An 11,933-nucleotide genomic window follows, 5' to 3' on the forward strand; every position below is an offset into this window, starting at 1 on the left:
AAAATCCTGTTAAACCAAAATAAGTTTCCTTCCTGATTATCTCATCAGGAAGGAAAACTTATCTACATTTTTTAATGCTATTCCAGTACCACGAGCTACAGCCCTTAAAGGATCTTCGGCAATGTGAAATGGAATATTTATTTTATCTGTTAATCGCTTATCTAATCCTCGAAGCAAGGCTCCTCCACCAGCTAAATAAATACCTCTATTTACAATATCGGCATATAATTCTGGAGGTGTTTGTTCCAATGCACTTAAGATCGCGATTTCAATTTTCGAGATTGATTTCTCTAAACAATGTGCAATTTCCTGATAAGATACCGGCACTTCAATAGGTAGTGCAGTCATCTGATTTGGTCCTTGAACGCGAAAATCATTTGGTGGCTCTTCCAATTCAGACAAAGCCGATCCTACCTGAATTTTAATTTCTTCAGCAGTTCTTTCACCAATTTTGATATTGTGCTGATGCCGCATGTACTCCTGAATATCAGAAGTTAAATCATCACCCGCAATACGAATCGATTTATTGGTTACAATTCCACCCAGAGAAATAACAGCAATTTCTGTAGTTCCACCTCCTATATCCACTACCATATTTCCTTCAGGAGCTTCCACATCAATTCCGATTCCGATAGCTGCCGCCATTGGCTCGTAAATCATGTATACATCACGCCCACCGGCATGCTCTGAAGAGTCACGAACCGCTCTCATTTCCACTTCTGTACTTCCCGAAGGAATACAAATTACCATTCGCAATGATGGTGGAAACAAACGAGGCTTTTTGTTGATCATTTTGATCATCCCACGAATCATTTGTTCGGCGGCATTAAAGTCGGCAATTACGCCATCTCTTAGCGGACGAATCGTTTTTAGATTTCCGTGAGTTTTGCCTTGCATCTGGCGTGCTTTTTCGCCAATCGCAACCATTTTCTCGGTGCGACGATCAATAGCTACAATTGATGGCTCATCAACAACAATCTTATCGTTACAGATAATAATTGTATTTGCAGTTCCCAAGTCAATCGCGATCTCCTGAGTTAAAAATGAAAAAAATCCCATATGGTAGTTTAAATCTCTGTTATCTTATTTTTAATGCTTAAAATGTCTCATTCCTGTAAACACCATAGCAATTCCAAATTTGTTAGCCGCTTCAATAGAATCCTTATCTCTTATCGAACCTCCAGGTTGAATAATCGCTGTAATTCCTGCTGCATGAGCTGCCTCTACACAATCTGAAAATGGGAAAAATGCATCGGATGCCAAAACACTCCCTGCAATTCGATCCCCTCCCTGACGAATGGCATTCTCTAAGGCCCAAATACGACTTACTTGTCCTGGACCAACACCACTTGTAGTTTTATTTTTTGCTATGGCAATTCCATTTGATTTTGCATGCTTAACTGTTTTCCATGCAAACATCAAATCTTCCATTTCTTTTTCGGATGGTTCTCTTTCAGTAACCACCTCTAATTTTTCACCAATTAATTCCTTATCCATTTCCTGAATTAAGAAACCGCCTAAAACTGTTTTTCCTTTAAAGGAGGAATAATCTGTTTTTAAAATTTCGGGCAATTCCAACAATCTTAAATTCTTTTTCGCTGTTAAAACCTCAATAGCTTCCTTACTAAAAGATGGTGCAACAATTACTTCCAAGAATATACCGCTCATGATTTCAGCTGTTGCCTTATCTATTTCACGATTGGCAGCTACAATTCCACCAAAAATAGAAACCGGATCGGCATCGTAAGCTTTCTGAAAAGCTTCTGATATTGTTTTGGCGCTACCAATTCCACATGGATTTGCATGCTTTGCCGCAACAATTGTTGGCTCTTCGAACTCTTTTAATGTCTCCAAAGCACCATCTGTATCTCCAATATTGTTGTAAGATAGTTCTTTACCATGGATTTTCTTAGCTGCGGTCAAAGTTCCTTCAGTTTCCTGAATTTGACTGTAAAAAGTCGCATTCTGGTGAGGGTTCTCTCCGTAACGAAGATCTTGTTTCTTTTCGTAGGTAATCGTTAATGTTTTAGGCGATGTAATTTTCAGTTTTTTGTTAAAATAACCAGAAATTAAAGCATCGTAATGAGCCGTATGCTCAAACACCTTTGCAGTTAAATATTCTTTTGTTTCGATACTTGTATCACCAGCTGATTTTAATTCTTCAATTACTTTTGAATAATCTTCAGGATCGGTAATTACAGTAACAAATTTATAATTTTTTGCTGCAGCCCTTAACATCGTTGGACCCCCTATATCAATATTTTCAATAATTTCTTCGTGACCAGCCTCAGGATTTAAAATTGTTTCTTTAAACGGATACAAATTGCAAACAACAATATCTATTGGCTCAATTCCCAATTCCTTCATTTGAGCGATGTGCTTTTCATTATCGCGAATTGCCAAAATTCCACCTTCCACATTTGGATGCAAAGTTTTTACTCGTCCATCAAAACATTCTGGAAATTTCGTTAAATCAGAAATATCCATCACGGGAATTCCTTCTGCTTTAAACTTTGCAGATGTTCCTCCAGTAGAGATGATTTCCCATCCTAAATTGGTTAATTCTCGGGCAAATTCAACTACGTTCGTTTTATCAAACACACTGATAAGCGCTCTCTTCATAATTCTCTTATTTGGGTAATTTTATAAAATGGTGTAAATTTCATTTCCATCTAAAAAATGAAATTGGCTTAAACAAAGCTATAAATACTTTAAATACAGCAACTTATTAGCCTTGCAAAAACCTCCTGCAAAGTTAAGAAAAACCTAAAAAAAACCACCGTCTTAAAAAGATTTTTATTGAACTTTTTCATTATATCATAATATCACACAACATCGAGTAGAAAAAAATGAATTTATCCTTCTTACAACTACCGCTACAATTCAATTTTGCCTTGTAAAACAGACTAAACAAGACTTAAAAAATAAGCTCCAATTGAAAGGTAAATAAAAAGACCTACAATATCATTTAAGGTAGTTACAAAGGGTCCTGTTGCCAAAGCCGGATCAATTTTCATTCTATGAAGCGTTAATGGAATTAAAGTTCCAAACACCGAAGCAAAAATAATTACTGCAAACAATGCAACCGAAACGCTAATTGTTAGACTAAAAGAATGACCAACCATAAATAGATTAACCAGAAAAACCAATCCCGAACAAATTATACCATTCACAAATGCTCCCATTAATTCTCTTAACAATCGACTAAAGGTACTTTCAAAACCCAAGGAATTACTCGCAAGCCCTTGCACAATAATCGCTGCTGACTGAACACCAACATTTCCACCCATAGCAGTAATCAAAGGAATAAAGAATGCCATTGCAGTATAATTACCCAAATCACCTTCATGTCCTGATATCACAAAAGCACTAATAAGTCCGCCCATCAAACCAATTAACAACCAAGGCAAACGAGCTCTTGTTTGAATCCAAACCGAGTCACTCGACTCTACATCTTCGGTAAGACCAGATGCCATTTGATAATCTTTCTCGGCTTCATCACGAATTACATCTACCACATCATCTATGGTAATGCGCCCCATTAATCTGCCAATACTATCAATAACCGGTATTGCTACAAGGTCATACTTCTCCATAATTCGAGCAACTTCCTCGTCATGCTCATCGGTATGCACCGACATCACATCAGGTTGGTAGATATTACTGATTTTTGCAGATGTTGGACTTAATATCATGATTTTTAAAGAAAGAGTTCCTTTTAAAATACCATCATCATCAACAACATACACGTAGTAAATTTCATCGATATCTTCTGCTTGACGACTTAATTCTCTAAGGCAGGTTAGAACGGTCCAATTCTCGTTCACCATCACCAACTCTTTCGCCATCAAACCACCAGCAGTATCCTCGTCATAATGAAGCAGATCGACAATATCCCCTGCTTGCTCGATATCCCCAATATGGGCTAAAATTTCCTCTTTTTGCTCATCCGACATTCCTCCGATCACATCGGCGGCATCATCAGAATCCATTCTATTTATAAATTGTCTGGCTATAACTTCAACCGGCAACACCTTTAAAAAACGATCCCGATCATCCTCCTCCAATTCTGCTAACACATCGGCGGCAGTATCAATATCTAAAAGTAAATACAGAAACTTAGCTTCCTCTGTATTTAACTCATCATATATTTCGGCGATATCAGCAGGATGCAATCCATCCATCATGCCAACTGCTCCAGCCTCATCCTTTTCTTCGATAATTCTTTTTAACTGATCGATGTATTCGCGAGTCAATTCAAATTGCATATCAATGTATTTTAGGTGTGATTTTTATTCTCTTAATTCCGTATGTATTAATTCTTCAACCTTATTGGTCAAGTAAACAAACTGATTTACAGATAATTGCTCAGGTCTCAATGCCATTATATCATCTTCCAGCTTATAATCACCCAGTACCGATTTCAAAGAATTCCGCAAGGTTTTCCGACGTTGATTGAACCCGGATTTAACGACTCGAAAAAATAGTTTTTCATCACAAGCAAGCCTATCTGTCGTATTTCTCTTCATACGAATTACAGCAGATTTAACTTTAGGAGGGGGATCGAATACTGTTTCGCTAACCGTAAACAAATATTCGATATTGTAGAAAGCCTGCATCAGCACACTTAAAATACCATAGGTTTTATTTCCTGGAACCGCAGCCATTCTTTCCGCCACTTCTTTTTGAATCATTCCCACCACCTCAGGAATTTGATCCCTATTCTCTAAAACCTTAAAGAAAATTTGAGAAGATATATTGTATGGGAAATTTCCTATTACAGCAAAAGGTTCCGAAAATAGTCTAGATAAATCATACTTTAAAAAATCCTCCCCAATTATACGATCCGATAATTCAGGAAAATTTTCTTTCAAATAGCTTACCGATTCTCGGTCAATTTCGACTACATGAGTCTCAAACCGATCTTCCTTAAGTAAATATTGGGTTAACACTCCCATCCCAGGACCAATTTCAAGCACTTTAGAAATGCCATCAGCCTCCATACTTGCAACTATTTTTTTTGCAATATTTAAATCTTTCAAAAAATGTTGCCCCAAACTCTTCTTAGCCCTAACGTATCCCATATCCTTCCAATTAACCCCCTTGAATTCAGCACCTCCCATTAACAAAAATTAAAAACAGAGGCTTTTCAAAGGAGATTTCAAACATTTACTTATTTTTGTAGCTGATTTATCGCTCGGCAAATTTAGGACTTAATACTAGAAACATTGCTTAACTTGCCGAAAATTTAACCTTAGTTAGTTTTTTCTATTAAATCCTAACTCTAAAATTATCAATTTTGAAGAAAAAGCTTATACATATCATAAAATTTTTAATCTTCTTTTCAATTAGCTGCTTCCTTTTTTGGTACGTTTATCGTGGACAAAATACTTCTGAGCTAATTTTCACTTTAAAAAATGAAGTTAACTACTACTGGATTCTTCTTTCTCTATTTTTTGGATTACTAAGTCACATCAGCAGAACAATCCGTTGGAACATGCTTATTGAATCCTTAGGCAAAAAGCCTCGAACCATAAATACTTTTCTTGCAGTTATGGTTGGTTATTTTGCAAACCTAGCACTACCTAGAATGGGCGAAATTTCAAGATGTGGCTTAATTAGCAAATATGAAAAAATTTCTTTCTCGAAATTAGTAGGAACTGTGGTACTTGAAAGAGTGCTGGATATCATCATGCTAATTGTTTTTCTAATAATTGCCTTGTCAACGCAATTTTCGGTGATATCTCATTTCTTCTCCAACAATCCCGAAGTTAGTCGCAAGCTTTCCAATATATTTGCATCGGCCAACACCTTGTACGTAATTGCAGGCATCTCGATACTAATATGGCTTTTAAGAAAAAAATTTAAAAACACTTTGGTATTTAAAAAAATTGACCAAACACTGTCTAATTTTATGGATGGGTTTCGTGCCATAAAGCAACTAGACAACAAATGGACCTTTGCCTTCCACACTGTCTTTATTTGGATCATGTATTATTTAATGACTTACATTTGTTTCTTTAGTTTCGGATTTACATCAAATCTTCCTGCCATTGCCGGACTTACCGTTTTTGTGATGGGTAGCTTTGGGATGGTTGCTCCTGTTCAGGGAGGAATTGGTGCTTGGCATTTTATGGTGATAGGAACGCTTTTGGTTTATCTTCCCGAAGTTACCAACATCGAAACCATGTCGAAAAGTTTTGCTCTTGTAGTGCATGGCGCACAAACAGCAATGATAATTATATTAGGTGCTCTATCGGTAATTCTTCTACCGATAGCAAACCGCAATCATACAAAATTAATAAAGTCTGAAATTTGAGATGAGCATCGATTTTACCATTATTGAAGTTAACGATCTTCATTCAATAAAAGAATTTATTGAATTCCCCGTGCAACTTTACAAGAAGTGCAAAAACTGGGTTCGACCTCTTGACTCGGACATTGAAAAAGTTTTTGATCCGAAACAGAATAAAATGTTTACGCATGGCGAATGTATTCGCTGGATTCTTCAAGATCAAAACAACAAAACCATTGGCAGGGTTGCCGCATTTGTGGATCACAAAGCAAAAAACGTAAACGAGCAACCAACTGGAGGCTTTGGTTTTTTTGAATGCATCAATAACAAGCATGCCGCATTCACATTATTTGACACCTGCAAAAACTGGCTGGAAAACAAACAAATTGAAGCCATGGATGGACCTATTAATTTTGGTGAGAGACACCAATGGTGGGGACTTCATGTAGACGGAGATCATAGACCAGTTTATTGCATGCCTTATCATTTTAAATACTATCAGGAATTTTTCGATGCTTACGGATTCCAGATTTACTTTAAACAATTTACTTACCGCACCAAATTTAGCATCGACAGCTTAAGTGAAATCATTAAATGGAAAGCGCAACGACTTTTAAACAACAGCGAATACAAAGTAGTTCACTTTCAAAAAAATAATTCGGAAAAATTAATTGCTGATTTTGTACACATCTACAACGAAGCTTGGGTAAAAGAAATACCAGGAATTGATGGCATTTCGGAACAACAAGCTCGGGATTTATTCCATACCTTACAACCAATAATGCATGAAAAACTGATGTGGTTTGCGTATCACAACAACGAACCAATTGGATTTTTCATTATGCTGCCAGATTTAAATGAATTACTGCAACACATAAATGGCAAAATGACTCTTTATGCAAAGCTTCGTTTTATCTACTACAAACACATTCAAAAAAATAAGAATGCATTGGGATTAATATTTGGAGTAATTCCTGAATTTCAAAAGCGTGGAATAGAAGCCGCGATGATTTATGAGTTTTCCCGATCGGGATTTGACGCTAATTTTCCATTTTTAAATTTGGAAATGAATTGGATTGGCGATTTCAATCCCCGAATGAGTCATTTAATGGAGCACATTGGCGCTTCTATCTACAAAACCCATCACACCTACCGAAAACTATTTGATGAGACAAAGGAGTTCAAACGCTCTGTTATTATAAAATAAAAAAGCCTACCCTTTCGGGCAAGCTTTGTATGATAACAAATTAACATCAAAATAAGTCAAATAAAATGAAAGTCTATCTTGAAATTAAATTGGCACTATTTTCATGAACAATTTACAACCCGTTTTCAGAATGATAAACTATTCGCATTAAGCGAATATCACTTTCCGAAAACTCCTCTTCACCCAATTCTTCTAAAGCAAGCTCAATACTATCTGTTTCGGCCTCATCAAAATACTCCATAATTTCCTCCTGACGATCTTCATCAATCGTTTCATCTACATAGTAGTTCAAATTCAGTTTCGTTCCCGAATATACAATTGCTTCCATCTCCCCAAGTAAATCAGAAAAGCCCATTCCTTTTGCTTCAGCAATATCTTCTAAATCCATTTTTCGATCTACACTCTGAATAATATAAACCTTAAATTTAGATTTATCCACTACCGATCGAACCACCATATCCTGAGGTCTTTCCACCTCATTCTCTTCAACATGCTTCGCTATTAAGCCAACAAACTCTTTTCCAAAACGCTTCGCCTTGCCAGCACCAACACCTTGTATATGAGACAATTCCTCGATAGTTATTGGGTAATGAATTGCCATTTCCTCCAAAGAAGGATCCTGAAACACAACATAAGGAGGAACCTCTTTTTTCTTAGCAACCTTTCTTCTTAAGTCCTTCAACATAACCAACAAGGAAGTATCAACCGTAGCTGTACTCGCAGCTTTCGTCGCTTCCAAATCAACCCCCTCAAAATCATGATCATCCGTAAGCATAAAAGGCGTTGGATTTTTCAGAAACTTACGCCCTTCAGGTTTTAATTTAATCACCCCATACTGCTCAATATCCTTTTCAATTAAGCAATGAACCAAGGCCCTGCGAAAAACCATATTCCAGAAATGAGCATCCCGGTCTTTACCGCAACCAAACATTTCCAATTCATCGTGCTTATAAGATTTAATAGAAGAATTCTGCTCACCGGTTAATATATTCACCAAATGATTTATTTTAAAGCGTTCCTTCACCAGCTTAACTAGCTTTAGTGCTTTAATAACGAATTCTTGTCCTTGAAATTCTTTCTTCGGATGCAAACAGTTATCGCAATTACCACAATTTGTATCGATATGATTTTCACCAAAATAGTGAAGCAACATGGTTCGTCGACAAATTGCCGATTCGGCAAAAGAAACGGTTTCTAATAAAAGCTGTCTGCCAATCTCCTGTTCGGCCACAGGTTTTCCCTGCATAAATTTCTCCAGCTTTTGAATATCTTTATAGCTATAAAAAGTCAGACAATGACCTTCTCCGCCATCACGCCCAGCTCTTCCGGTTTCCTGATAGTAGCCTTCTAAACTCTTTGGTATATCGTAATGAATTACATATCGCACATCAGGCTTATCAATCCCCATTCCAAAAGCAATGGTTGCCACCACAACATCCACATCTTCCATCAAAAATTTATCCTGATTGCCCGAACGAGTAGATGAATCCATTCCAGCATGATAAGGAACAGCTTTAATTCCATTCACCTGAAGGGTTTCGGCTAATTCCTCCACTTTTTTACGACTCAGACAATATATAATTCCTGATTTGCCAGCATTGGCGCGAATAAACTTAATTATCTCTTTGGTAGCATTTACCTTTGGACGAACTTCGTAGTATAAATTCGGACGGTTAAACGACGATTTAAAAACCAACGCATCCAACATCCCCAAATTCTTTTGAATATCATGTTGTACTTTTGGCGTTGCCGTTGCTGTTAGTGCAATTATTGGTGCACTCCCAATCTCATTCACAATAGAGCGAATCTTTCTGTATTCCGGTCTAAAATCATGTCCCCATTCAGAAATACAATGTGCCTCATCTACAGCATAAAAAGAAATTTTTACCTGTTTCAAAAACTCAATATTACTTTCCTTGGTTAAAGATTCCGGAGCTACATATAAAAGTTTCGTTCTTCCTTCGAGAACATCTTCTTTTACTTTTAAGGTTGCCGATTTAGAGAGAGACGAATTCAAAAAATGAGCTACGCCATCATCATCTCCAAAATTTCTCATTGCATCCACCTGATTTTTCATCAATGCGATCAATGGGGATATAACAATTGCTGTACCCTCCAACATTAATGAAGGCAATTGATAACACAATGACTTTCCCCCACCTGTGGGCATTAACACAAACGTGTCGTTACCACTTAAGATATTTTGAATTACTGGTTCTTGATTTCCCTTAAAATTTTCGAATCCAAAATACTTCTTTAAATTAGTTGATAATTCAAAGTTCTTTCCCATGTTTATTACTTGATATGCTTTTTTCCCAAAAATATATGCGGTCGGCTAAATTAACATTTTACTTAGCAACCTAAAATTTTTAAATAGCAATTTTTACATCACCATTCATTCCCGTATTACAAATTTCGATACTTTTGTATTTTAAATTTAGATAAACACTAGTACAATTCAAAACGAAAACTGCAATTAACAGATTTTAACTCCTGATTGAACTTTCATTTATATGAGTTTAATTAGCTTTGTACTCGAAATAAAAACCACAAGATTTGAAGGCTACATACGACATTAAGCAAATTGCAATAAATACCATTGCAGAAGAAGAAAAAACCATTAGTCAGCTAAAAAAGCACATTGATGGAGATTTTGTTAACACTGTTGAATTAATCCTAAAAAGCAAAGGTAGGGTTGTAATTACTGGCATTGGCAAAAGTGCAAACATCGCCAACAAAATAGTAGCTACACTTAATTCGACAGGCACACCAGCATTATTTATGCATGCTGCCGACGCCATTCATGGGGACTTAGGGATGATTCTTCCGGATGACATTATTATTTGCATTTCTAAAAGTGGAAGCACACCAGAAATCAAAGTTTTAGTGCCACTCATCAAAAACATGGGAAATACGTTAATTGGAATGGTCTCCGGGTTGGATTCTTTTCTTGCTAAAGAATCGGACTATGTTTTGAAAGCTGTTGTAGAAAAAGAAGCAGACCCAAACAACTTAGCTCCAACAAATTCAACTACTGCACAACTTGTTATTGGAGATGCCTTGGCAGTATCCTTACTCGAATGCCGACAATTTACCAGTCAGGATTTTGCTAAATATCATCCAGGAGGAGCTCTAGGTAAAAAATTATATTTACGAGTTAGCGATCTTTACAAAAACGATCTTGCACCTAAAGTTTCCGAAGACGAAAGCATTCGTCCGATTATTATTGAGATTTCCTCCAAACGAATGGGTGCTACTGCCGTAGTTACCAAAGAAAATAAACTAGTTGGAATAATTACCGATGGTGATCTGCGAAGAATGTTAGAACAAAATAAAGATGTAAGCAAATTAACTGCGCGAGATATCATGTCGCCAAAGCCTAAGGCCATCGATCCAGATTCCCTTGCTATTAAAGCCTTTCAGCTGATGGAAGACAATAATATAACGCAACTCGCGGTAGTGGAAAATGAAAAATATGTAGGAATGGTGCATTTGCATGATATCTTAAAAGAAGGAATTGTCTAACTTGGAGCAATTAGAAAATTAACACACATGTCAGACAAAGAAGCAGCAAACAAAGAAAATCAAATGAGTTTTCTTGAACACCTTGAAGAACTAAGATGGCATTTAATGCGATCGGTTATTGCCATTATGGTTTTTGCAATTGCTGCATTTATCTTTTACGATTTTATTTTTAACGTACTGATTCTTGCTCCTAAAAACCCTGAATTCTTCACAAATAGAATGTTTTTCCGCTTTGCGGAATACATAGGAATTGAGTCGCTAAAAATTAACACACATCCTTTTCAGGTTATCAACATTAACATGGCGGGGCAGTTTGCAACACACATAAGTGTTTCTTTAGTGATTGGAATAATTGCCAGCTTTCCTTATATATTTTACGAATTCTGGAGTTTTCTTAAGCCTGCTCTATACGATAACGAGAAAAAACATGCAAGAGGATCTATTTTTTACACCTCCTTTTTATTTGCATTGGGAGTTCTTTTCGGATACTATCTAATAACACCACTATCGGTTCATTTCCTAGGATCTTACAGTATAAGTGATCAGGTTATGAATCAAATAAACCTTACTTCTTACATCTCATCAATCACATCAATTGTTATAGCCTCTGGCGTGATTTTTGAACTTCCAGTACTTATTTTCTTTTTAAGTAAAATCGGACTGGTATCCCCTGAATTTTTAAAAAAATACAGAAAACACTCTGTTGTTTTAATTCTAATTCTTTCTGCCATCATTACGCCTCCAGATATCTTTAGTCAGGTTTTGGTTTGTTTACCTCTGATGTTGCTTTACGAAATAGGAATTAAAATATCAAAGCGAGTTCAAAAAAATCAACAAGCAAATTTAGAATAAACAATTTTACCGTTTATTTGTATTTTCACTTAACTATTGTCTGGAATATTATTT

Annotated in this window: 9 protein-coding genes; 4 read left to right on the forward strand and 5 right to left on the reverse strand. The window is 36.3% G+C overall.

From position 1 onward, the window contains the following. Positions 1-36: 36 nt before the first annotated feature. From BZG02_RS02380 to rsmA, 4 genes are all read right to left on the reverse strand, one after another. Positions 37-1,059: a rod shape-determining protein gene (locus BZG02_RS02380; RefSeq protein WP_101259803.1), complete on the reverse strand. Its 1,023-nt coding sequence runs from the start codon at positions 1,057-1,059 to the stop codon at positions 37-39. Between the two features lie 30 nt (positions 1,060-1,089). Continuing rightward, positions 1,090-2,622, reverse strand: a complete 1,533-nt coding sequence (gene purH / locus BZG02_RS02385) for a bifunctional phosphoribosylaminoimidazolecarboxamide formyltransferase/IMP cyclohydrolase (RefSeq protein WP_180335598.1) — start codon at positions 2,620-2,622, stop codon at positions 1,090-1,092. Between the two features lie 284 nt (positions 2,623-2,906). After that, a complete protein-coding gene (mgtE, locus tag BZG02_RS02390; RefSeq protein ID WP_101259805.1) occupies positions 2,907-4,268 on the reverse strand; it encodes a magnesium transporter in 1,362 nt (453 codons plus the stop codon). A gap of 24 nt (positions 4,269-4,292) precedes the next feature. After that, on the reverse strand, positions 4,293-5,084 hold the full coding sequence (rsmA, locus tag BZG02_RS02395) for a 16S rRNA (adenine(1518)-N(6)/adenine(1519)-N(6))-dimethyltransferase RsmA (protein WP_101259881.1): 792 nt from the start codon (positions 5,082-5,084) through the stop codon (positions 4,293-4,295). A 215-nt stretch (positions 5,085-5,299) separates the two neighbouring features. On the opposite strand from rsmA, the gene BZG02_RS02400 reads away from it, so the two are divergent. After that, the gene (locus BZG02_RS02400; RefSeq protein ID WP_101259806.1) at positions 5,300-6,319 is read left to right on the forward strand and encodes a lysylphosphatidylglycerol synthase transmembrane domain-containing protein; all 1,020 of its coding nucleotides are present in this window, start codon (positions 5,300-5,302) and stop codon (positions 6,317-6,319) included. 1 nt (position 6,320) lies between these two features. Next, positions 6,321-7,502 (forward strand): hypothetical protein, encoded by a 1,182-nt coding sequence (locus tag BZG02_RS02405; protein ID WP_101259807.1) that lies wholly within the window; start codon positions 6,321-6,323, stop codon positions 7,500-7,502. 112 nt (positions 7,503-7,614) lie between these two features. Here BZG02_RS02405 and recQ read toward each other — a convergent pair whose 3' ends face one another. Further along, on the reverse strand, positions 7,615-9,792 hold the full coding sequence (gene recQ, locus BZG02_RS02410; RefSeq protein ID WP_101259808.1) for a DNA helicase RecQ: 2,178 nt from the start codon (positions 9,790-9,792) through the stop codon (positions 7,615-7,617). Between the two features lie 266 nt (positions 9,793-10,058). On the opposite strand from recQ, the gene BZG02_RS02415 reads away from it, so the two are divergent. Both BZG02_RS02415 and tatC read left to right on the forward strand, forming a co-directional pair. After that, on the forward strand, positions 10,059-11,027 hold the full coding sequence (locus tag BZG02_RS02415; protein WP_101259809.1) for a KpsF/GutQ family sugar-phosphate isomerase: 969 nt from the start codon (positions 10,059-10,061) through the stop codon (positions 11,025-11,027). Positions 11,028-11,054: 27 nt separating this feature from the next. Continuing rightward, positions 11,055-11,879 (forward strand): twin-arginine translocase subunit TatC, encoded by an 825-nt coding sequence (gene tatC / locus BZG02_RS02420; protein ID WP_101259810.1) that lies wholly within the window; start codon positions 11,055-11,057, stop codon positions 11,877-11,879. Positions 11,880-11,933 lie beyond the last annotated feature (54 nt).

It is taken from the genome of Labilibaculum filiforme, from assembly GCF_002843315.1.
Classification (GTDB): Bacteria; Bacteroidota; Bacteroidia; order Bacteroidales; family Marinifilaceae; genus Labilibaculum; species Labilibaculum filiforme.